Source organism: Streptomyces sp. NPDC030296 (assembly GCF_055572815.1).
In genome coordinates this window covers 156,668-179,231 of record NZ_JBVICQ010000012.1, presented here as the reverse complement: position 1 = coordinate 179,231, position 22,564 = coordinate 156,668, and the positions used below count along the sequence as shown (strand labels likewise).

At 71.2% G+C, this 22,564-nt stretch carries 19 protein-coding genes; 15 read left to right on the top strand and 4 right to left on the bottom strand.

Annotated features, from left to right (window positions below; translation table 11 throughout):
• The first annotated feature begins 18 nt into the window (after nt 1-18).
• The 6 genes from coaD (at nt 19) to mutM (ending at nt 4,689) form a co-directional block, all read left to right on the top strand.
• A complete protein-coding gene (coaD, locus tag ACZ4Z3_RS31195; protein ID WP_468504163.1) occupies nt 19-498 on the top strand; it encodes a pantetheine-phosphate adenylyltransferase in 480 nt (159 codons plus the stop codon).
• Between the two features lie 146 nt (nt 499-644).
• Nucleotides 645-1,742 (top strand): ATP synthase F0 subunit B, encoded by a 1,098-nt coding sequence (locus ACZ4Z3_RS31190; protein WP_468504246.1) that lies wholly within the window; start codon nt 645-647, stop codon nt 1,740-1,742.
• A gap of 149 nt (nt 1,743-1,891) precedes the next feature.
• Nucleotides 1,892-2,545, top strand: coding sequence for a YceD family protein (locus ACZ4Z3_RS31185; RefSeq protein ID WP_107464569.1), 654 nt, complete (start codon nt 1,892-1,894; stop codon nt 2,543-2,545).
• 2 nt (nt 2,546-2,547) lie between these two features.
• Complete coding sequence (gene rpmF / locus ACZ4Z3_RS31180; RefSeq protein WP_003951102.1) at nt 2,548-2,721, top strand: 50S ribosomal protein L32; 174 nt, start codon at nt 2,548-2,550, stop codon at nt 2,719-2,721.
• 19 nt (nt 2,722-2,740) lie between these two features.
• A complete protein-coding gene (gene rnc, locus ACZ4Z3_RS31175) occupies nt 2,741-3,583 on the top strand; it encodes a ribonuclease III (protein ID WP_468504162.1) in 843 nt (280 codons plus the stop codon).
• A 245-nt stretch (nt 3,584-3,828) separates the two neighbouring features.
• A complete protein-coding gene (gene mutM, locus ACZ4Z3_RS31170) occupies nt 3,829-4,689 on the top strand; it encodes a bifunctional DNA-formamidopyrimidine glycosylase/DNA-(apurinic or apyrimidinic site) lyase (RefSeq protein ID WP_468504161.1) in 861 nt (286 codons plus the stop codon).
• Here the strand turns inward: mutM and ACZ4Z3_RS31165 are convergent.
• Both ACZ4Z3_RS31165 and ACZ4Z3_RS31160 read right to left on the bottom strand, forming a co-directional pair.
• Complete coding sequence (locus tag ACZ4Z3_RS31165) at nt 4,662-5,102, bottom strand: winged helix-turn-helix transcriptional regulator (protein WP_468504160.1); 441 nt, start codon at nt 5,100-5,102, stop codon at nt 4,662-4,664. The two genes, mutM and ACZ4Z3_RS31165, sit on opposite strands and share 28 nt — an antisense overlap.
• A 113-nt stretch (nt 5,103-5,215) precedes the next feature.
• Complete coding sequence (locus ACZ4Z3_RS31160; RefSeq protein ID WP_468504159.1) at nt 5,216-6,181, bottom strand: CAP domain-containing protein; 966 nt, start codon at nt 6,179-6,181, stop codon at nt 5,216-5,218.
• A gap of 191 nt (nt 6,182-6,372) precedes the next feature.
• Here ACZ4Z3_RS31160 and ACZ4Z3_RS31155 point away from each other — a divergent pair, with 191 nt between their 5' ends.
• The 4 genes from ACZ4Z3_RS31155 to ACZ4Z3_RS31140 all read left to right on the top strand — a co-directional run bounded on the left by ACZ4Z3_RS31155 (nt 6,373) and on the right by ACZ4Z3_RS31140 (nt 12,744).
• A complete protein-coding gene (locus ACZ4Z3_RS31155) occupies nt 6,373-6,654 on the top strand; it encodes an acylphosphatase (protein WP_468504158.1) in 282 nt (93 codons plus the stop codon).
• A gap of 399 nt (nt 6,655-7,053) precedes the next feature.
• Nucleotides 7,054-7,257: a hypothetical protein gene (locus ACZ4Z3_RS31150; RefSeq protein ID WP_009327638.1), complete on the top strand. Its 204-nt coding sequence runs from the start codon at nt 7,054-7,056 to the stop codon at nt 7,255-7,257.
• 238 nt (nt 7,258-7,495) lie between these two features.
• Nucleotides 7,496-11,104: a chromosome segregation protein SMC gene (smc, locus tag ACZ4Z3_RS31145; protein WP_468504157.1), complete on the top strand. Its 3,609-nt coding sequence runs from the start codon at nt 7,496-7,498 to the stop codon at nt 11,102-11,104.
• 221 nt (nt 11,105-11,325) lie between these two features.
• Entirely contained in the window at nt 11,326-12,744 is a 1,419-nt protein-coding gene (locus tag ACZ4Z3_RS31140) for a sugar porter family MFS transporter (RefSeq protein WP_468504156.1), read from the top strand.
• Between the two features lie 126 nt (nt 12,745-12,870).
• On the opposite strand, the gene ACZ4Z3_RS31135 is transcribed toward ACZ4Z3_RS31140, so the two are convergent.
• Nucleotides 12,871-13,842, bottom strand: coding sequence for an LLM class flavin-dependent oxidoreductase (locus tag ACZ4Z3_RS31135; RefSeq protein ID WP_468504155.1), 972 nt, complete (start codon nt 13,840-13,842; stop codon nt 12,871-12,873).
• A gap of 135 nt (nt 13,843-13,977) precedes the next feature.
• Between ACZ4Z3_RS31135 and ftsY the strand changes: the two genes are divergently transcribed.
• Nucleotides 13,978-15,186, top strand: a complete 1,209-nt coding sequence (ftsY, locus tag ACZ4Z3_RS31130; RefSeq protein WP_468504154.1) for a signal recognition particle-docking protein FtsY — start codon at nt 13,978-13,980, stop codon at nt 15,184-15,186.
• A 147-nt stretch (nt 15,187-15,333) separates the two neighbouring features.
• Here the strand turns inward: ftsY and ACZ4Z3_RS31125 are convergent, their stop codons facing one another.
• Nucleotides 15,334-15,984 carry a bifunctional DNA primase/polymerase gene (locus tag ACZ4Z3_RS31125; protein ID WP_468504153.1) on the bottom strand — a complete coding sequence of 217 codons (651 nt, stop codon included), beginning with the start codon at nt 15,982-15,984 and terminating at the stop codon, nt 15,334-15,336.
• A gap of 425 nt (nt 15,985-16,409) precedes the next feature.
• On the opposite strand from ACZ4Z3_RS31125, the gene nsdA reads away from it, so the two are divergent.
• The 4 genes from nsdA (at nt 16,410) to ACZ4Z3_RS31105 (ending at nt 22,449) form a co-directional block, all read left to right on the top strand.
• Complete coding sequence (nsdA, locus tag ACZ4Z3_RS31120) at nt 16,410-17,885, top strand: transcriptional repressor NsdA (RefSeq protein ID WP_468504152.1); 1,476 nt, start codon at nt 16,410-16,412, stop codon at nt 17,883-17,885.
• 447 nt (nt 17,886-18,332) lie between these two features.
• Nucleotides 18,333-19,628, top strand: a complete 1,296-nt coding sequence (locus tag ACZ4Z3_RS31115) for an ammonium transporter (RefSeq protein WP_468504151.1) — start codon at nt 18,333-18,335, stop codon at nt 19,626-19,628.
• Nucleotides 19,625-19,963, top strand: a complete 339-nt coding sequence (locus ACZ4Z3_RS31110) for a P-II family nitrogen regulator (RefSeq protein ID WP_003997576.1) — start codon at nt 19,625-19,627, stop codon at nt 19,961-19,963. Before ACZ4Z3_RS31115 ends, ACZ4Z3_RS31110 begins: the two co-directional genes overlap by 4 nt.
• Before the next feature lie 26 nt (nt 19,964-19,989).
• The gene (locus ACZ4Z3_RS31105) at nt 19,990-22,449 is read left to right on the top strand and encodes a [protein-PII] uridylyltransferase (protein ID WP_468504150.1); all 2,460 of its coding nucleotides are present in this window, start codon (nt 19,990-19,992) and stop codon (nt 22,447-22,449) included.
• Nucleotides 22,450-22,564: the final 115 nt, after the last annotated feature.

The following is a 22,564-nucleotide window of genomic DNA, read 5'->3' as shown; positions in this document are numbered from 1 at the left end:
GAGAGCGAGGGATCCCAAGTGCGCCGCGCCGTCTGTCCCGGGTCGTTCGACCCCATCACCAATGGACACCTCGACATCATTGGCCGCGCCTCCAAGCTGTACGACGAGGTCTATGTCGCGGTGATGATCAACAAGTCGAAGAAGGGCCTGTTCGAGGTGGAGGAGCGGATCGACCTCATCCGCGAGGTCACCGCCGAGTACGCGAACGTACGGGTCGAGGCCTTCCACGGTCTCCTCGTCGACTTCTGCAAGCAGCGCGACATCCCCGCCATCGTCAAGGGCCTGCGCGCCGTCAGCGACTTCGACTACGAGCTCCAGATGGCCCAGATGAACATCGGTCTCTCGGGCATCGAGACCCTCTTCGTTCCCACCAACCCCACCTACAGCTTCCTGTCGTCCTCGCTGGTCAAGGAGGTCGCCACCTGGGGCGGCGACGTCTCCCACCTGGTGCCCCCCGTCGTACTCCAAGCCCTGACCGAACGCCTGCGCCGCGACTAGGGCACCCCGTCGCGGGACCCGCTAGCGGGACCCGCGCGGGACCGGTCACGCCACCTGGTGTCCGGTGGTCCTCCACTGGCCGTACAGTCGATCCGACCGTCTCCAACACAGCTGTAGAGAGTGGCGAGCACACGGTGGACCACACGGTGGACGTGCAGAAGAAGCTCGACGAGATCGTCTCGGTGGTCTCCGGCGCCCGATCCATGCCCATGTCGGCCTCATGCGTGGTCAACCGGGCCGAACTGCTCTCGCTGCTCGATGAGCTGCGCGCGGCCCTGCCCGACTCCCTCGCCCAGGCGCAGGAGTTGATCGGGGACCGCGACCACATGGTCGAGCGGGCCCGCCAGGAGGCCGAACGGATCATCGAGTCGGCCCACGCCGAGCGCGGCTCCCTGATCTCCGACACCGAGGTCGCCCGCCGCTCCCAGAACGAGGCCGACCGCATCCTCACCGAAGCCCGCCAGGAGGCCGAGGACATCCGCGCCGAGGCCGACGACTACGTCGACTCCAAGCTCGCCAACTTCGAGGTCGTCCTCACCAAGACCCTCGGCTCGGTCGGCCGCGGCCGCGAGAAGCTCCTCGGCACCGGCCCCGGCCTGGACGAGCAGGGCTACGAGGACGAGGACGCCCCCGAGCGCAGCCACGACCCCGAGACGCTCCGCCGCGACGCGGACGCCTACGTCGACGCCAAGCTCGGCGCCTTCGAGGCCGTCCTCGCCAAGACCCTGGAGGCCGTCGGCCGCGGCCGCCAGAAGCTCCACGGCCGGATCGCCACCGACGACCTCGGCGCCCTCGCCCTGAACGACGACGGCACCTCCCCGAGGCCCACCAGCGACGCCGACTACCTGGCCGAGCTGGCCGCCCTCTCCCAGAACCCCGCCGACCGGTCCCGCGAGGTCCCGGAACAGTCGCCCTACGCCCCGCAGCAGGACGCGTACGGGGCGACGGCCTACCACCAGGGCCCGTACGACGGCTACCAGCAGCAGTACGCCCAGCCCCAGCAGGCGGCGGACCCGTACGGCTACCAGCAGGCCGACCCGTACGCCGTGGGCTACCCGCAGCAGCCCGCGTACGACCCGAACGAGCAGCACCTGGGCCAGCAGCTGGATCAGCAGCAGCACCAGGACCAGCAGGGTCACCAGGGGTACGCGCAGCCCCCGGCGAACGCGCTCGACGAGACGAGTCTCTTCGACACCACGATGATCACCGCGGAGCAGCTGCGGCGCTATGAGCAGGGCCGCTGACAGCGGATTGGGCCGATAGCGAAAGGTCCAGTATCCTGGCTGTTCGGTCGCGCGTGCGTTCATGCTGTCCGCAGAAGACGCCCGCGATCGTGCGCTGCCCGGAACACCGGGGCGGTGCCCTCCCCCGGATTCGAAGATCGAAAGTTGACATGGCTCTGAACGCCCGTCTCGACCACCGCAACCCCCTCGTGTTCGACACGCACGAGCTGGGCCGGCGGCCGGGTGCGATGCAGCGCCTGACGCGTTCGGTCGACGCTCCCAAGGATCTGGGGATCAAGAGCGTCATCGGAGTGCCGGAAGGTGCCCCGGTGGAGCTCGAACTCCGCCTGGAGTCGGTCATGGAAGGGGTGCTCGTCACAGGCACCGCCCGTGCCAAGGCCCAGGGGGAGTGCGTAAGGTGTCTGGAGCCGCTGGAGCTGGAGCTCGAAGCGGACTTCCAGGAGATGTTCTCGTACCCCGACGCCGACGAGCGGGGCCGCGTGATCGCGGAGCCCGACACCGACGCCGAGGACGACGAGGACAGGCTCTTCCTCGAGGACGGCCTGTTCGACCTCGAGCCCGTGCTGCGGGACGCGGTGGTGCTCGCACTGCCGATGCAGCCGGTGTGCCAGGACGACTGCCCCGGCCTGTGCTCCGAATGCGGAGCGCGGCTCGCGGACGACCCGGACCACCACCATGACGCCGTCGACATCCGTTGGGCGGCACTGCAGGGACTCGCCGGTTCACTCGAAGATGGCGAGAAGGACGAGATGAGCGGCGGCGCGCCTCAGTCAGCACGCGCCGACGAGAAGCAGGAGAAGTAGCCGTGGCTGTTCCGAAGCGGAAGATGTCGCGCAGCAACACGCGCCACCGCCGGTCGCAGTGGAAGGCTGCGGTCCCCACCCTGGTTGCGTGTGAGCGCTGCCACGAGCCCAAGCAGCAGCACATCGCGTGCCCGTCTTGCGGCACCTACAACAAGCGCCAGGTCCTCGAGGTCTGAGCGGCTGGTGAGAGGCTCCATGTCTGACGCCAAGGCGGACACCACCGCCAAGAAAAAGGCGGACACCACAGCCTCGTCCCACACGCTTCTGGAAGGGCGGCTCGGCTACAAGCTCGAGTCCGCCCTTCTGGTGCGCGCACTCACCCACCGTTCGTACGCGTACGAGAACGGCGGTCTGCCCACCAACGAGCGGCTGGAGTTCCTCGGTGACTCCGTCCTCGGCCTCGTGGTCACCGACACGCTGTACCGCACCCACCCCGACCTGCCCGAAGGCCAGCTGGCCAAGTTGCGGGCCGCGGTGGTCAACTCTCGTGCGCTGGCGGAGGTGGGCCGTGGGCTCGACCTCGGCTCCTTCATCCGGCTCGGCCGCGGTGAAGAGGGCACAGGCGGCCGGGACAAGGCGTCCATCCTCGCCGACACCCTCGAAGCGGTGATCGGTGCGGTCTACCTCGACCAGGGACTGGACTCGGCGGCGGAGCTGGTGCACCGCCTGTTCGACCCGCTGATCGAGAAGTCCTCGAACCTCGGTGCCGGCCTGGACTGGAAGACCAGTCTCCAGGAGCTCACCGCGACCGAGGGGCTCGGCGTACCCGAGTACCTGGTCACGGAGACCGGCCCCGACCACGAGAAGACCTTCACCGCTGCCGCCCGCGTCGGAGGCGTCTCGTACGGCACCGGCACCGGCCGCAGCAAGAAGGAAGCGGAGCAGCAGGCGGCCGAGTCCGCCTGGCGTGCGATCCGCGCCGCGGCGGACGAGCGGGCGAAGGCGGCGGCCGAGGCGACGGAGGCCGCGGAGGCCGCGGAGGCCGCCGCGCGGGCCGCCGAGTCCGAGGGCGCGCCCTCGGACACCGCGTCGGCCTGACGTTCGGTGCCCCCTCTTCGGGGGCTGCCGCCCCCGTACCCCCGCTGGGGGGTGAGGGGGCGGCTTCCGTACGTCGTCGGCCGCGACCCGTCTTTGGGCTGGTCGCGCAGTTCCCCGCGCCCCTGAAAGCCTCGGGTGCCCCCTGGTTTTTAGGGCGCGGGGAACTGCGCGAGCAACCACAAAGCACCCGCAGCCGCCCCACGGCAACAACCCACCCTCTCTCGGCTCAACCTCCGGAGGACCCCGTGCCAGAACTGCCCGAGGTCGAGGTCGTCCGGAGGGGGCTGCAGCGGTGGGTCGCCCAGCGCACCGTCGCCGACGTCGAGGTGCTGCACCCGCGGGCGATCCGGCGGCATCTGGCCGGCCCGGAGGACTTCGCGCACCGGCTCAAGGGGCACCGCATCGGTGAGCCGAGCCGGCGCGGCAAGTATCTGTGGCTGCCCGTGGCGGAGACCGGGACCGCCGTCCTCGCCCACCTCGGCATGAGCGGCCAACTGCTCGTGCAGCCGCACGACGCGGCCGACGAGAAGCACCTGAGGATCCGGGTCCGCTTCGCCGACGACCTGGGCACCGAACTCCGCTTCGTCGACCAACGCACTTTCGGCGGCCTGTCGTTGCACGACACCGCCCCCGACGGCCTGCCGGACGTCATCGCGCACATCGCCCGCGACCCCCTGGACCCGCTGTTCGACGCGGAGGCGTTCCACCAGGCGCTGCGCCGCAGGCGCACCACCATCAAACGGGCCCTGCTCGACCAGTCGTTGATCAGCGGCGTCGGCAACATCTACGCCGACGAGGCGCTGTGGCGCGCGCGGATCCACTACGAACGCCCGACCGCCGGTTTCACCCGCCCCCGCACCACCGAACTCCTCGGCCACGTACGGGACGTGATGAACGCGGCCCTCTCGGTGGGCGGCACGAGCTTCGACAGCCTCTACGTCAACGTCAACGGCGAGTCGGGGTACTTCGACCGTTCCCTGGACGCGTACGGGCGTGAGGGGCTGCCCTGCCGCCGCTGTGCCACACCGATGCGGCGGCGGCCCTGGATGAACCGCTCCAGCTACTTCTGCCCGACGTGTCAGCGGGCCCCGCGCGCCTCGTCGTAGCGCGCCCGAGCCCTCAGCACGTCCTCCATGCGCTCCTCCACGCACCCGATGAGGGAGAGCAGCCGCTCGGAGACCTCATGGCCGAGCGGAGTGAGGGTGTAGTCGACGCGCGGCGGGTTCGTGGGCTGGGCCTCACGGTGCACCAGCCCGTCGCGCTCCAGCGCGTGCAGGGTCTGGGAGAGCATCTTCTCGCTGACGCCGTCGACGCGCCGCCGCAGCTCGTTGAAGCGCAGCGACCCCTCGTGCAGCGCGCCCAGCGTGAGCGCGCCCCAGCGGCCGGTGACATGCTCCAGCGTGCCTCGGGAGGGACAGTTCCTGGCGAAGACGTCGAAAGCCAGGGCGTCGAAGTCCCGGTCGTCCGCGTCCGCGGAGGCCTGCGCGGGGGTCACGGCGGTCTGCGCGGCTGATTCCATACCCCGAGAATACTCCGAAGCAGCGCTAACCATAAGGTTGCACTAACTCATGGTTAGCGCCTGCTCGGTGCGTGGAGTCAGGATGCGGGGCCCGGAAGCCCTCGCGGGTCGGCTCAGTAGCCGAAGTCCTGCGTCCACCACGGCCCGCCGTCGCCCAGGTGCACTCCCACGCCCAGCGTCTTGAAGTCGCAGTTCAGGATGTTCGCGCGGTGGCCGGGGCTGTTCATCCAGGCCTCCATGACCGCTTCGGCGGTGGCCTGGCCGCGGGCTATGTTCTCGCCGCCGAGGCCGGTGATCCCGAGGGCGGCGGCGCGGTCCCAGGGGTCCTTGCCGTCGGGGTCGGTGTGGTCGAAGAAGCCGCGCAGGGCCATGTCCTCGCTGAACACCTCGGCCAGCTTCGCCAGCGAGCTGTCCGCCGCGACCGGGTCGCAGCCGGCCTTCGCCCGCTCCTCGTTCACCAGCTGGAGGACGGCCGCCTCGGCCTGGGTCGCCGCGGAGATCTGCCCCGGAGGAGTGGTCTTCTCCTCCTTCTGCTTGGGGGGCTTGGCGGACGGCTCCTTGGTCTTCTCGGAGCCCGCGTCCTTCTCCGGCTTCTTCTCGGGCTTCTCGGACGGCGTCTTCGACGGGGCCGGCGTCGCCGAAGGCGAGGCCTCACGCTCGGCGTCGCGGCTCGTGGACTGGTCCTCGCGGTGCTGCGCGGCGCCGTCCGTGCCGCCCTGCTGGGCGGGCACGCCCGTTGGCGACCCGGCGGGCACCACGGCGTCGGGGCTGCTGCCGCCGCTGACGGTGTACTTGTCGCCGCCCGGCAGGATCCCGGTCGCCACCGCTGCGGTGCCGATCGCGACGGCCGCGGAGACGCCGAGCAGGCCCGTCTTCACGGGCGTCACGGCCTTCTTCTTACGACGACGCGAACCGCCTCCGCGCGACGCGGCCTGGGCGTCGGCCTCCAGGAACTCGGCGAACCCGTACAGGTTCTCGGGCCCGTAGTGCGGCTCCTCGGTGGCGAAGCCCGTGTTCGTGACCCCGGTGGCGCGGCCCCTGGCGGCGCGGCCGGCGGCGGAGCGTCGGTGGCGTCCCATGTTCTGGCCTTCCTCGTCCTTGCGGTGTCGCTGCGTCAACGTTGGGGGGTGCTGTCAACGTTGTGATCGTCGTCTTCACGAATCTCACACGAAGGGGTGAGTTTCATATGAGATTCATTGGGTGGGGACGGTACAGCATGGCGCCAGGGGAGGGTGAGACCCAGGAGACATTGGCCCGTTAGCGTGCACTCATGAGCGAGGATGTGCGACTGGTCGCGTGGGTGCGCGGACAGGTACAAGGTGTGGGTTTCCGCTGGTTCACCCGGGCCAGGGCCCTGGAGATCGGGGGCCTGAGTGGTTTTGCTCTCAATTTGGCCGACGGGCGGGTGCAGGTGGTCGCCGAGGGGCCCCGGGGGGCGTGTCAAGGGCTGTTGGAGTGGCTCCAGAGTGACGACACGCCCGGGCGCGTGGACGGCGTCACCGAGATCTGGGACACACCCCGCGGTGGCTATGACGGCTTCGCCATCCGCTGAGACCGACCGCGAAGCGCGGTGAAGGCGAGGGGCAGGGTGCGCCACAGGCATATGCCAGGTGCATGTACAGAACAGAAATGTGCAGGTGGTTGCCAAGAAGGTGCCGTCATGGCAAGCTCCGCGACAAGGATGATCCCCTCGCCCCCATGGCCAGGAGAGGCCCCGGAACCGTCGCAGCGCCGCCCGCTCAGGGCCGCGCGCCACCGGGTTGCCCGCCAATACGGGGCGTGATCGTGTTGACCGTCAAACTTTTTGGTGAGACGCTGAAAGCCCCGCGCACCTTAGCTGTTTGGCATGGAGAACGGCAGCAAAAACTCAACAGTGCCAAGCACCACGGGTGCGATTCCCTCACGACCCACACCGCTTCGGTCGGTCACTCAGTGTGGAGGACCATCCATCATGGCAAAGGCGCTTCTCGGTTACGTCGGCGGCTCCGACCCGCGACTCCTCGCCGAGATGCGACGGCTCCAGCAGCGTGTCCAGGACCTGGAATCCGAGCTCGTACGGATCCAGGCGGAGAACGACGCGCTGACGGCTGCCGCTTCTCACGACTCGCTTATGGAGAGCATCGACGCACACCAGGCGGAGCCTGCGCTCACCTGATCACTGCATCGCACCGCATCGCACCACTACGACAGCAGTGGTTGGGCTGCCCGTATCAACCGCTAAGTTGTCAGATCTGCAAGGGACGCCTTCCTGAGGCGTCCCTTCTTTCTTCCCCCGCGCTTCCCCGCGCTTCAAAGTTCACCCACCCTCTTAACGTCTGATGTGCCCTGCGTGTTCATGGGCGAAACCGCGCGCTCATGGAGTGGGACAAGGCCGGGAGGTAAAGTCCAGCGCCGTGCACCTCAAGGCCCTGACCCTCCGCGGGTTCAAGTCGTTCGCCTCGGCCACCACGCTCCGGTTCGAGCCGGGCATCACGTGCGTCGTCGGGCCGAACGGTTCGGGCAAGTCCAACGTGGTGGACGCCCTCAGCTGGGTCATGGGCGAGCAGGGCGCGAAGTCGCTGCGCGGCGGCAAGATGGAGGACGTCATCTTCGCCGGCACCACCGGGCGGCCCCCGCTCGGCCGCGCCGAGGTGTCCCTGACCATCGACAACTCCGACGGTGCCCTCCCCATCGAGTACTCCGAGGTCACCATCACGCGGATCATGTTCCGCAACGGCGGCAGCGAGTACCAGATCAACGGCGACACCTGCCGGCTCCTCGACATCCAGGAACTGCTGTCCGACTCCGGCATCGGCCGCGAGATGCACGTCATCGTCGGCCAGGGCCAGCTCGACTCGGTGCTGCACGCCGACCCCATGGGCCGCCGCGCCTTCATCGAGGAGGCCGCCGGAGTCCTCAAGCACCGCAAGCGCAAGGAGAAGGCGCTGCGGAAGCTGGACGCCATGCAGGCCAACCTGGCCCGCGTCCAGGACCTCACCGACGAACTCCGCCGCCAGCTCAAGCCCCTCGGCCGCCAGGCCGCCGTCGCCCGCCGCGCCGCCGTCATCCAGGCCGACCTCCGCGACGCGCGCCTCCGCCTCCTCGCCGACGACCTCGTCCGGCTGCGCCAGGCGCTCCGCAACGAGATCGCCGACGAGGCCGCGCTCAAGCAGCGCAAGGAGGCCGCCGAGACGGAGCTGAAGAAGGCGCTCCAGCGGGAGGCGGTCCTGGAGGACGAGGTGCGCCGGCTCACCCCGCGCCTCCAGCGGGCCCAGGAGACCTGGTACGAGCTCTCCCAGCTCGCCGAGCGGGTGCGCGGCACGATCTCCCTCGCCGACGCCCGCGTCAAGAGCGCCACCTCCGCCCCGCCCGAGGAGCGTCGCGGCCGCGACCCCGAGGACATGGAGCGCGAGGCCGCCCGGATCCGGGAGCAGGAGGCCGAACTCGAAGCGGCCCTCGAAGCCGCCGAGCGGGCCCTGGAGGACACGGTCGCCCACCGGGCCGACCTGGAGCGGGAACTGGCCCTCGAGGAACGGCGGCTGAAGGACGTCGCCCGCTCCATCGCCGACCGCCGCGAGAGCCTCGCCCGCCTGGGCGGCCAGGTCAACGCCGCCCGCTCCCGCGCCGCCTCCGCGCGGGCCGAGATCGACCGTCTCGCCGCCGCCCGCGACGAGGCGCAGGAACGGGCCGTAGCCGCCCAGGAGGAGTACGAGGCGCTGAAGGCCGAGGTCGACGGCCTCGACGCCGACGACACCGAACTCGCCGAGCAGCACGAGGCGGCCAGACGCGCCCTCGCCGAGGCGGAGTCCGCCCTCACCGCCGCCCGCGAGGCGACCACCGCCGCCGAGCGCCGCCGCGCCGCCACCCAGGCCCGCCACGAGGCCCTCGCCCTGGGCCTGCGTCGCAAGGACGGCACGGGCGCCCTGCTCGCCGCGAAGGACCGGCTCGGCGGCCTGCTGGGCCCGGCCGCGGAACTGCTGACCGTGACGCCCGGCCACGAGGTCGCCCTGGCGGCCGCGTTCGGCGCGGCGGCCGACGCCATCGCCGTGACCAGCCCCTTGGCGGCCGCCGAGGCCATCCGGCTGCTCCGCAAACAGGACGCGGGCCGCGCCTCCCTGCTGCTGGCGGGAGCACCGGAGGATTCCGCGGGCCCGAGGAGCGACGGCCCGACCGGCCCCGGCACACCCGTGGACCACGGCCGTCCCCTCGCGGCACCCCCCTCCGGCCACTTCGCCACCGACCTCGTCCGATGCCCCTCCGACCTCATGCCCGCCGTACGCCGCCTGCTCCACGGCATCGTCGTGGTCGGCACCCTTGAGGATGCCGAGGACCTCGTCTACGCCCGCCCCGACCTCACCGCCGTCACCGCCGAGGGCGACCTGCTGGGCGCCCACTTCGCGCACGGCGGCTCCGCGGGCGCGCCCAGTCTCCTTGAGGTGCAGGCCTCCGTCGACGAGGCGGCGGCGGAGCTGGAGGAGCTGGCCGTACGGTGCGAGGAACTGGCCGAGGCCCAGCAGGCCGCGGTCGAACTGCGCCGGGAGCGGGCCGCGCGCGTGGAGGAACTGGGGGAGCGGCGCCGGGCGGCCGAGCGGGAGAAGTCGGCGGTCGCCCAGCAGCTCGGGCGGCTCGCCGGGCAGGCGCGGGGCGCCGCGGGGGAGGCCGAGCGGTCCACCGCCGCGGCCGCGCGGGCCCAGGAGGCGCTCGACAGGGCCGTCGAGGAAGCCGAGGAGCTGGCGGAGCGGCTGGCCGTGGCCGAGGAGATGCCGGTCGAGGAGGAGCCCGACACCTCCGTACGGGACCGGCTCGCGGCGGACGGGGCCAACGCGCGGCAGACCGAGATGGAGGCCCGGCTCCAGGTGCGTACGCACGAGGAGCGGGTCAAGGGGCTGGCCGGACGCGCCGACTCGCTGGACCGGGCCGCGCGCGCCGAACGGGAGGCGCGGGCCAGGGCCGAGCAGCGCAGGGCGCGGCTGCGGCACGAGGCGGCCGTGGCCGAGGCCGTCGCCTCCGGTGCCCGGCAGCTGCTCGCGCACGTCGAGGTCTCCCTGGTCCGCGCCGAGCAGGAACGTGCCGCCGCCGACGCCGCCAAGGCGCGCCGGGAGCAGGAGCTGGCACGGGCGCGCACCGAGGGGCGCGACCTCAAGGCCGAGCTGGACAAGCTGACGGACTCGGTGCACCGGGGCGAGGTGCTCGGCGCGGAGAAGCGGCTGCGGATAGAGCAGCTGGAGACCAAGGCGCTGGAGGAGCTGGGCGTCGAACCTGAAGGCCTGGTCGCGGAGTACGGTCCCGACCAGCTCGTACCGCCGTCACCGCCCGCCGAGGGCGAGGTGCTCCCCGAGGACCCGGAGCATCCCCGCAACCAGCCGAGGACGTTCCACCGCGCCGAGCAGGAGAAGCGGCTCCGGGCGGCCGAGCGGGCGTACCAGCAGCTCGGCAAGGTCAATCCGCTGGCGCTGGAGGAGTTCGCCGCCCTGGAGGAACGGCACAAGTTCCTCAGTGAGCAGCTGGACGACCTGAAGAAGACCCGCGCCGATCTGCTCCAGGTGGTGAAGGAGGTCGACGAGCGGGTCGAGCAGGTCTTCACGGAGGCCTACTGGGACACCGCGCGGGAGTTCGAGGGCGTCTTCAGCCGGCTCTTCCCCGGTGGCGAGGGGCGGCTGATCCTCACCGACCCCGACAACATGCTCACCACCGGCGTCGACGTCGAGGCCCGCCCGCCCGGCAAGAAGGTCAAGCGGCTGTCGCTGCTCTCCGGCGGCGAGCGCTCGCTGACCGCCGTCGCCATGCTGGTGTCGATCTTCAAGGCGCGGCCCAGTCCGTTCTATGTGATGGACGAGGTCGAGGCGGCGCTCGACGACACCAACCTCCAGCGGCTGATCCGCATCATGCAGGAGCTGCAGGAGGCGTCCCAGCTCATCGTGATCACGCACCAGAAGCGGACGATGGAGGTCGCCGACGCGCTGTACGGCGTGTCGATGCAGGGCGACGGTGTGTCGAAGGTCATCAGCCAGCGGCTGCGTTAACGCTTGTCGACTCGGGGTAGACGGGGGTCCGAGCCCGTGGTTGCCTCGGGCCCCTAACTCTGCTGCCTCGGTTGCCATTTCTTCAATACTTGAACTCAATCTTCGCACCTGTAGCCCATTAAGTGAGCAAACGCTTTCACTCGACCCCCTCTTGACTTCGAAACATGAACGCATAGTCTCTGCAGCGTTGTTTTTACCTTCAGAGCGGAAGGTCCCCCCACGTGACCAGCACAGCGCAGGCGTCGTCGACAGGAGCCCGGGCAGCCCATCCCGAGCATCTCTCGCACGTGATCTTCATCGCGGCGGCGGCCGCCATGGGCGGTTTCCTCTTCGGCTACGACAGCGCCGTGATCAACGGCGCCGTCGAAGCCATCAGGGACCGCTACGACATCGGCTCCACAGCCCTGGCCCAGGTGATCGCCGTCGCGCTGATCGGCTGCGCCATCGGCGCGGCCACCGCCGGCCGCATAGCCGACCGCATCGGCCGGATCCGCTGCATGCAGATCGCGGCGGCCCTCTTCACGGTCAGCGCCGTCGGCTCCGCACTGCCCTTCGCGCTGTGGGACCTCGCCTTCTGGCGCGTCGTGGGCGGCTTCGCCATCGGCATGGCCTCCGTGATCGGCCCCGCCTACATCGCCGAGGTCGCGCCCGCCGCCTACCGTGGCCGGCTCGGCTCGTTCCAGCAGGCCGCGATCGTCGTGGGCATCGCCGTGTCGCAGCTGGTCAACTGGGGAATCCTCAACGCTGCCGACGGCGACCAGCGCGGTCAGCTGCTGGGCCTGGAGGCCTGGCAGGTCATGCTCGGCGTCATGGTCGTGCCGGCCGTCCTCTACGGACTGCTCTCCTTCGCCATCCCCGAGTCCCCCCGCTTCCTGATCTCCGTCGGCAAGCACGAGCGCGCCCGTGAGGTGCTCACCGAGGTCGAGGGCGACGGAGCCGACCTGGACGCACGGGTCGCCGAGATCGAGTCGGCCATGCGCCGTGAGCACAAGTCGTCCTTCAAGGACCTGCTCGGCGGCAGCCTCCTGTTCAAGCCGATCGTGTGGATCGGCATCGGCCTGTCGGTGTTCCAGCAGTTCGTCGGCATCAACGTCGCCTTCTACTACTCCGCGACGCTGTGGCAGTCCGTGGGCGTCGACCCGACCGAGTCGTTCTTCTACTCCTTCACGACGTCGATCATCAACATCGTCGGCACGGTCATCGCGATGATCTTCGTGGACCGCGTCGGCCGCAAGCCGCTCGCCCTCATCGGCTCCGTCGGCATGGTCCTCGGCCTCGCGCTGGAGGCCTGGGCCTTCTCCTACGACCTCGTCGACGGCAGGCTCCCGGCCGCCCAGGGCTGGGTCGCCCTGATCGCCGCCCATGTCTTCGTCCTGTTCTTCGCCCTGTCCTGGGGTGTGGTCGTCTGGGTCATGCTCGGCGAGATGTTCCCGAACAAGATCCGCGCCGCCGCCCTGGGCGTGGCCGCCTCCGCGCAGTGGATCGCCAACTGGGCCATCACCGCGAGCTTCCCGTCCCTGGCCGACTGGAACCTCTCCCTGACCTACGTGATCTACACGGTCTTCGCCGCGCTCTCCATCCCGTTCGTCCTGAAGTTCGTGAAGGAGACGAAGGGCAAGTCGCTGGAGGAGATGGGCTGAGACGCAGGCCCCCGAACCCGAGGAGCAGGGCCAAGTCCCCGCTGCCCCGCTCCTCGTACCCCGCCGTCGCCCCGGCCCGATCACTGAGCGGACCGGGGCGACGGCGTGTCAGCACCGGCGTGACCGTCAGCCGCCCAGCCGGGGCAGCACCCGCTCGGCGAACAGCCGCAGCCCACGCCACCCCTCGTCCACCGGCATCCCGCCCGCGAGCGGATGCAGGACGTAGGTGTCGAGGCCCAGCGCCACGCACGCGTCCGGCGTGACGATCCGGTACACGCCCTCGGCGCGCAGCTCGTCCACCGTCGTCGCCCCCGACCGCACGGCCGACCGGATCCCGGCCGACTGCCACGAGGCGTACGTCCGGGCCTCGTGCAGGAAGTGCCCGCCGTACTCGGCCCACGCCCGGTCCGGGTCCTCCGCCACGTGCAGCAGCGGAGTCTCGGCCGCGGGCATCATCGTCCAGCCCTCGGTGCCGTACTCCACGAGCCGCTCCTTGTAGTACGCCTCCAGTTCCGGCAGGTGCGCGCTCGGGAAGAAGGGCAACCCGAGCCGGGCCGCCCGCCGGGCCGCCGCCTTCGACGAGCCGCCGACCAGCAGCAGCGGATGCGGCTCGGTGGCCGGCCGAGGGGTGACGCGGACGGTGCGCCCCCGATAGGTGAAGGGCTCGCCGGTCCATGCCTGCAGCAGGGTCTCCAGCACCTCGTCCTGGAGCTCCCCCCTGCGCTTCCAGTCCACGTCGAACTGGGCGTACTCCTCCGGCCGGTACCCGATCCCGGCCACCGTCACCAACCGCCCGCCGCTCACCAGGTCCAGGACGGCGATCTCCTCGGCCAGCCGCAGCGGGTCGTGGAGCGGGCCGATCGCCGCCGACACGGTCACCGCGATCCGCCGCGTCGCCCCGAACACCGCGCCCGCGAACACGAACGGCGCCGGCAGCCAGTTGTTCTCGACCCCGTGGTGCTCCTCCGTCTGCACGGTGCTGATGCCCCGCTCGTCGGCGTACGCCGCCATCTCCACGGCGGCCCGGTAGCGCGCCCCCAGCGCGGCGGGCGTGGCGCCGGGCCCGACCAGATTGAAACGGACGACCGTGACGGGCATGGGGACCCCCTTCGGACGGATGTGGAGGCGGACGTTAGCTGACGCCTCGTCAGGTATCCAGGGGTGTGGCGGGCCGGTGTGGCCCCGTACGGCGATCGAACGCGGCGGGGGGTGGTCGCGCATACTGGTCCCGTTATGGAAATCCTCATCCTTGCTGTAGTCATCGCCGTGGTCGTGCTCGGCGTGCTGGGCGGGCTCGTCGTCGGCAGCCGCAGGAAGAAGCCGCTGCCCCCGGCGCCCCCCACGACACCCGACATCACCGCGCCCCCGGCCGAGCCGCACGTCGGCGACGAGGCCGAGACCCCGCGCGACGAACCGCGCCGGACGATCGAGGAGGTGGACCTCCCGGACGCCTCGGCGACGGCGCCCGTCGCCGTCGAGGAACCCCCGGTCGTCGAAGTCCCCCCGATCGAGGTCCCGGAGCCGACCGCCGGCCGTCTGGTACGGCTGCGCGCCCGGCTCTCCCGCTCGCAGAACGCGCTCGGCAAGGGGCTGCTCACCCTGCTGTCGCGCGAGCACCTCGACGACGAGACCTGGGAGGAGATCGAGGACACCCTCCTCACCGCCGACGTCGGCGTCCAGCCCACCCAGGAGCTGGTCGAGCGGCTGCGTGAGCGCGTCAGGGTGCTCGGCACCCGGACCCCGGCCGAGCTGCGCTCCCTGCTGCGCGAGGAACTGCTCACGATCCTCGTCCCCGAGTTCGACCGCGCGGTCAACACCGACTCGCCGCTCGACACGCCGGGCATCGTGATGGTCGTCGGCGTCAACGGCACCGGCAAGACCACCACGACAGGCAAGCTGGCCCGGGTCCTCGTCGCCGACGGCAAGAACGTCGTCCTCGGTGCCGCCGACACCTTCCGCGCCGCCGCCGCCGACCAGCTCCAGACCTGGGGCGAGCGCGTCGGGGCCCGGACGGTGCGCGGTCCGGAGGGCGGCGACCCGGCCTCCATCGCCTTCGACGCCGTCAAGGAGGGCATCGAGGAGGGCGCCGACGTCGTCCTGATCGACACCGCCGGCCGGCTGCACACCAAGACCGGCCTCATGGACGAGCTCGGCAAGGTCAAGCGGGTCGTCGAGAAGCACGCCCCGCTCGACGAGATCCTGCTCGTCCTCGACGCCACCACCGGTCAGAACGGCCTGGTCCAGGCCCGCGTCTTCGCCGAGGTCGTCGACATCACCGGCATCGTCCTCACCAAGCTGGACGGCACCGCCAAGGGCGGCATCGTCATCGCGGTCCAGCGGGAGCTGGGCGTCCCCGTCAAGCTCGTCGGCCTGGGAGAGGGCGCGGACGATCTGGCGCCGTTCGAGCCGGAGGCGTTCGTCGACGCCCTGATCGGCGACTGACCACCATCGCCTGCGGGTGTCCGCAGGCCCTCATGACGAAAGCGCCCGCCCCCAGGTCCAGTGGGGGACGGGCGCTTCGCCGTATGACGAGGGCGGCGGCCGGACATCGAGCGGGCCGGATATCGAGCGGGCCGGATATCGAGCGGGCTACGCCCGCGACCGGTGAGCCACATACGCCAGGATGCCCAGCAGCAGCCGCGCGGCCGGTGGCCTCGTCGCCGAGTCGAGGGCGGGGGAGCGGAGCCAGCGGACCGGGCCGAGGCCACCGCGGTCGGACGGCGGGGCGGTGATGTGGGCGCCCGGGCCGAGACCGCGCAGGTCGAGGGCGGACGGGTCGTCCCAGCCCATGCGGTAGAGCAGTACCGGCAGCTCGGCGGCCGCCCCGGGCGCGACGAGGAAGTGGGCGCGGCCCTCGGGGGTGGCGATCACCGGGCCGAGCGGCAGGCCCATGCGTTCGAGCCGGACCAGCGCGTGCCGCCCGGCGGACTCGGCGACCTCGATCACGTCGAACGAGCGGCCAACCGGCAGCATGATCGAGGCGCCGGGGTGCTCGGCCCAGGCTTCGCTCACCTCGTCGAGCGTGGCGCCGGCGGGCACCGGGGGAGCGAAGTCGAGGGGGTGCGCGCCGGGCGCGTCACAGGTCGTCCTGCCGCAGGAACAGGCGCCCGAGACCGCCCGAGCGCCGGGGGCGACGTCCCACCCCCAGAGGCCGGTGAACTCGGCCACCGCCGTGCAGTCCGAGGAACGGCCGCGCCGCCCAGATCGCAACTCGCGAATGCCGCCGATCGTGAAGCCCATGCCCCCTCCAACGGGTCCAGCGCGCCGGTGGTTACGCGACGGAGGCGGGTCGTGACGCTACGTCTCCACTGGGGCGGCGCACTGCGGCACCCCAGGTGGTGCGATCGGAGCGCGCGCCCTTGAATGCATCGCTCCGCCGACCCCTGGCCGTCATGTGTCAAGTGAATCGCGTACGGGGGACCGTTAGTTCATTCGAAGGGGTGGCGAATGGTGGCGTTTCTGGAATCGCCGTGGCCGGACGCGTGATCGTGGGATTACTTTGAGTGCACAGATCCTGGGGATGCACGCGCTCGTGGGTATGCCGGAGGCAAGTCGTCTTTCCGTTCGACGGGTGACAACGGACGGACGTACGGCGCGGTAACCGGCATTCTGGTAGGGCTTGGCGCACACAGCGCACAAGTGGTTTCAGGGATGGGGGCGTTCCAGTGGGCGGCAACGGCGGAAGCGGCACGAACGCTGAGAAGCGCCCGAACGAACTGCTGGGCTCGTGGTTCGTCCGCAGCGGCTGGTCCAAGGGGGAACTCGCCCGTCAGGTGAACCGCCGCGCCCGCCAGCTCGGGGCCAACCACATCTCCACCGACACCTCGCGCGTACGGCGCTGGCTCGACGGGGAGAACCCGCGCGAGCCGATCCCGCGGATCCTGTCCGAGCTGTTCTCCGAACGCTTCGGCTGCGTCGTCGCCGTCGAGGACCTGGGGCTGCGCGCCGCGCACCAGGCGCCATCCGTGTCCGGCGTCGATCTGCCCTGGACGGGCCCGCAGACCGTGGCGCTGATCAGTGAGTTCTCGCGCAGCGACCTGATGCTGGCGCGGCGTGGCTTCCTCGGGAACTCACTGGCCCTGTCCGCGGGCCCGGCCCTCATCGAGCCGATGCAGCGCTGGCTCGTGCCCACGCTGCCCGCGCCCCGCTCGGAGCCCGAACCCTCCGCCGCCGCGCGCCGCGGCGGCCGACTGTCCAAACCCGAGCTGGATCTCCTGGAGTCCACCACGGTGATGTTCCGGCAGTGGGACGCCCAGTGCGGGGGCGGTCTGCGCCGCAAGGCGGTCGTCGGCCAGTTGCACGAGGTGACCGACCTGCTCCAGGAGCCCCAGCCCGAGGCCACCAACCGGCGTCTGTTCAAGGTCGCCGCCGAGCTGGCGGAGCTGGCCGGTTGGATGAGCTACGACATCGGCCTCCAGCCCACCGCCCAGAAGTACTTCGTCCTCGCCCTGCACGCGGCGAAGGAAGCGGGCGACAAGCCCCTCGGCTCGTACGTCCTCTCCAGCATGAGCCGCCAGATGATCCACCTCGGCCGGCCCGACGACGCGCTCGAACTGATCCACCTCGCCCAGTACGGCAGCCGCGACTGCGCGAGCCCGCGCACCCAGGCGATGCTGTATGCGATGGAAGCCCGCGCTTACGCCAACATGGGGCAGCCCGGCAAGTGCAAGAGGGCCGTCCGGATGGCCGAGGACACCTTCGCCGACGCCGAGGAATGGGACGACCCGGACCCCGACTGGATCCGCTTCTTCAACGAGGCCGAACTGCACGGCGAGAACTCCCACTCCTACCGCGACCTCGCCTATGTCGCCGGCCGCAGCCCCACGTACGCGTCCCTGGCCGAGCCCGTGATGCGCCGCGCGGTCGAACTCTTCGCGACGGACACCGGCCACCAGCGGTCGTACGCGCTGAACCTGATCGGCATGGCCACGGTCCATCTGCTGCAGCGCGAGCCCGAACAGGGCGCCGAACTGGCTCAGCAGGCCATGACGGTCGCCCGGAAGGTCCGCTCGGAGCGCCTCAACACCCGTATCCGCAAGACCGTGGACACGGCCGTACGCGATTTCGGCGATCTGGCCGAGGTCGTCGAGCTCACCGACCAGCTCGCCGTGCACCTCCCGGAGACCGCCGAAGCGGTCTGACCCGGCCCGGCCCACCGACCCCGAGGGCCCCCGACTCCGGCCGCGGCCGGTCATCCCTACTGCCCGACTCGGCTCCCCCATGCCAGGTCACCGGATGGCCGCCGTGGCCGGTCCCGTGTACGACACACGCGAAGCCGACGCACCGTCGCGTCCCTGCCGCGGTGGGTGCGTCGTCCCCCGCGCGGCCCACCGCAGTTCCATCGGATACGAAGCCGGTGCCCGCGGACCCGCCCACAGGGGCCGGGCCCCGCGCGGTCCCAATCCGCCGTGACCCACGTTTCACCCGCCCGTAACGCGACATGCGGGTTCGTCACGTGGGGGAAACAATTCCAATCTCCCCGTGAAACGGTGCTGCGTCAGTCTCCTCAGCACAGTCGGCCCTCCCCGAGAGCTCCCCCAGGCTTCAGCATCCGCACGGGCCGTTCCGACCATGAGGAGATACCGGCATTGAACGGCACAGATACCGGATTCGTATTGATCAGCGCGGCGCTCGTCATGGTGATGACGCCGGGCCTCGCGCTCTTCTACGGCGGCATGGTCCGGGCCAAGAGCGTGCTGAACATGCTGATGATGTCCTTCATCACGCTGGGCATCGTCAGCATCCTGTGGGTGTTGTTCGGCTACTCGCTCGCCTTCAGCGGTGACGTCGGCCACGTCATCGGCAACTTCGACGCCATCGGCCTCAAGGGCATCGACATCACGAGCACGGCCGACAGCTTCGTCACCAACGCCAAGGGTGAACCGCACAAGATCGCCGCGTTCTCGTTCATCCTCTTCCAGATGCTGTTCGCGGTGATCACCCCGGCCCTGATGAGCGGCGCCCTCGCCGACCGCGTCAAGTTCAGCGCCTGGATGGTCTTCGTCGCGCTCTGGGTCACCCTGGCGTACTTCCCGGTCGCGCACTGGGTCTGGGCGCCCGGCGGCTGGCTCTTCGACATGGGTGTCATCGACTTCGCCGGTGGTACCGCGGTCCACATCAACGCCGGTATCGGCGCGCTCGCCGCGGTCCTCGTCGTGGGCAAGCGGATCGGCTTCAAGAAGGACCCGATGCGGCCGCACAGCCTGCCGCTGGTCCTGATCGGCACCGCCCTGCTGTGGTTCGGCTGGTTCGGCTTCAACGCCGGTTCGTGGCTCGGCGTCGACGGCACCACCGCCCGCATGGCGATCAACACGCAGATCGCGACCGCCGCGGCCATCATCGGCTGGCTGATCTACGAGCGCATCCGTCACGGCGCGTTCACCACCCTCGGTGCCTGCTCCGGCGCCGTCGCCGGCCTCGTCGCGATCACCCCGTCCGGCGGTCACGTCAACGCCTTCGGCGCCATCCTCATCGGTGTCGTCGCCGGTGCCGTCTGCTCCTGGGCCGTCAGTCTCAAGTACAAGCTCGGCTACGACGACTCCCTCGACGTCGTCGGCGTCCACCTGGTCGGCGGTGTCATCGGCACCCTGATGGTCGGCTTCCTGGCCACCGGCGGCGTGGGCGGCCTCGACCAGTTCGGCAAGCAGGCCACGGGCGCCTTCTCCGTCATGGGCTACACCTTCGTGGTGACGCTGATCATCGCCTTCGCCATCCAGAAGACGATCGGCTTCCGCGCCTCCGAGGAGGACGAGATCACCGGCGTCGACCAGACGCAGCACGCCGAGACCGCGTACGACTTCAGCTCGGCCGCCGGTTCGCACATCACCTCCGGCGCCACGAGCACCGTCGCCGCCGCCACCCAGAGCAAGAAGGTCGAGGCATGAAGCTGATCACCGCCGTCGTCAAGCCCCACCGGCTCGACGAGATCAAGGAAGCGCTGCAGGCCTTCGGGGTGCACGGACTTACGGTCACCGAGGCCAGTGGGTACGGTCGGCAGCGGGGGCACACAGAGGTGTACCGCGGCGCCGAGTACACGGTGGACCTGGTTCCCAAGATCCGGATCGAGGTACTGGCCGAGGACGACGACGCCGAGCAGTTGATCGACGTCATCGTCAAGGCCGCCCGCACCGGCAAGATCGGTGACGGCAAGGTCTGGTCCCTCCCGGTCGAGACGGCCGTACGGGTCCGGACGGGCGAGCGCGGCCCGGACGCGCTCTGACCGCACAGAAGAACAGGAGTCGCTGGGTGACGAGTACGGACGTACGTACGGATGCAGAGGACTCGGGACCCAGCGGCTACGCGGCGGCCCGGCTGCGCCTCCTCCAGGAGGAGGCGCGGTCCGGGCCGCCGCGCCGTGCCGCCCTCGCCGAGCTGACCGACGACTGGCTCGCCGGACTCTTCGGCGCGGGCGCCGGCGAGCTGCGCGGCGCCTCCCTCGTCGCCGTCGGCGGATACGGGCGCGGTGAGCTGTCCCCCCGCAGCGACCTCGATCTGCTGCTCCTGCACGACGGCTCCGACGACAAGGCCGTGGCCGCCCTCGCCGACCGCATCTGGTACCCGGTCTGGGACCTGGGGCTCGCCCTCGACCACTCGGTGCGCACCCCCGCCGAGGCCCGCAAGACCGCCGCCGAGGACCTCAAGGTGCAGCTGGGGCTGCTGGACGCCCGGCACCTCGCCGGTGACCTCGGACTCACCGCCGGACTGCGCACCGCCGTCCTCGCCGACTGGCGCAACCAGGCACCCAAACGCCTCCCCGAGCTCCAGGAGCTGTGCGCCGAGCGCGCCGAGCGGCAGGGGGAGCTGCAGTACCTCCTCGAACCCGACCTGAAAGAGGCGCGCGGCGGGCTGCGCGACGCCACCGCCCTCCGCGCGGTCGCCGCCTCCTGGCTCGCCGACGCCCCGCGCGAAGGGCTCGCCGACGCCCGGCGCCGCCTCCTCGACGTACGGGACGCGCTGCACCTCACCACCGGGCGCGCCACCGACCGGCTCGCGCTCCAGGAGCAGGACCAGGTCGCGGCCGACCTCGGGCTGCTGGACGCCGACACCCTGCTGCGCCAGGTGTACGAGGCGGCGCGGGTCATCTCGTACGCCAGCGATGTCACCTGGCGTGAAGTAGGGCGCGTGCTGCGTTCGCGCGCCGTGCGGCCCCGGCTGCGCGCCATGCTCGGCGGGGGCAAGCCGGTCGCCGAGCGGTCACCGCTGGCCGAGGGCGTGGTCGAACAGGACGGCGAGGTCGTGCTCGCGCGCGCCGCCCGGCCCGAACGCGACCCGGTGCTGCCCCTGCGCGCCGCGGCCGCCGCGGCCCAGGCCGGACTGCCGCTGTCCCTGCACGCCGTACGGCGGCTCGCGGCCGCCGCCCGCCCGCTGCCCACGCCCTGGCCCGCCGAGGCCAGGGAGCAACTCGTCACCCTGCTGGGATCCGGGCGGCCGACCGTCGACGTCTGGGAGGCCCTGGAGGCCGAGGGGCTCATCACTCGCCTGCTGCCCGACTGGGAGCGCGTCCGCTGCCGCCCGCAGCGCAACGCCGTCCACATCTGGACCGTCGACCGGCACCTCATCGAGACCGCCGTCCGCGCCTCCGCGCTGACCCGCCGGGTCCACCGGCCCGACCTCCTCCTCGTCGCGGCGCTGCTGCACGACATCGGCAAGGGCTGGCCCGGCGACCACTCCGTGGCCGGGGAGATCATCGCCAAGGACGTGGCGACCAGGATCGGCTTCGACCGCGAGGACGTGGCCGTGCTCGCCACCCTCGTCCGCCACCACCTGCTGCTCGTCGACACCGCCACCCGGCGTGACCTGGAGGACCCGGCCACCGTGCGGTCCGTGGCCGAGGCCGTCGGGTCGCCGGGCACCCTCGAACTGCTGCACGCCCTCACCGAGTCGGACGCCCTGGCGACCGGGCCGGCCGCATGGTCGTCATGGCGGGCCTCGCTCGTGTCCGACCTGGTCCAGCGGGTCGCCGCGCTGTTCGCCGGGGACGTCCCGGAGGAGCCGGAGCCCGCCGCGCCCACCGCGGAGCAGGAGCGGCTCGCCGTCGAGGCGTTCCGCACCGGCGGACCCGTGCTGTCGCTGCGCGCGCAGACCGAGGGGCCCGCGGAGGACAACGACGACAAGGACGAGAAGGCCGACCCGGAGCCGCTCGGCGTGGAGCTCCTCATCGCCGTGCCCGACCAGCCGGGCGTCCTGCCCGCCGTCGCCGGTGTCCTCGCCATGCACCGGCTCACGGTGCGCACGGCGGAGCTCAGGGCGCTCGACCTGCCCGACGGCGTCGAGGGCTCCGTCCTGCTGCTGAACTGGCGGGTCGCCGCCGAGTACGGCTCGCTGCCCCAGGCGGCCCGGCTCCGCGCCGACCTCGTCCGGGCCCTGGAGGGCTCGCTGGACATCGCGGGACGGCTCGCCGAGCGCGACGCCGCCTATCCCCGGCGCCGGGGCGTGGTCGCGCCTCCGCCCCGCGTCACGGTGGCCGCGGCCGCCTCCCGGCACGCGACGGTCATCGAGGTCCGTGCCCAGGACGCCCCCGGTCTGCTCCACCGTATCGGGCGGGCGCTGGAGGACGCGCGCGTGCGGGTGCGCAGCGCCCACGTCAGCACGCTCGGCGCCAACGCGGTGGACGCCTTCTATGTCACCGGCCGCGACGGCGCCCCCCTGCCGGGTGACGACGCGGTCTCCGTGGCGCGGAAACTGGAGGAGACGCTGCGCGGCTGAACCACGGGGTCACGGGGCCGCGACCTGCTCCGTGACCCCCGGGCCGGGCACGGTTGTCCACAGGGGTGGAGACCCGACCACACCCAGACAGATACCCTGGAGGGCACGTCAGACT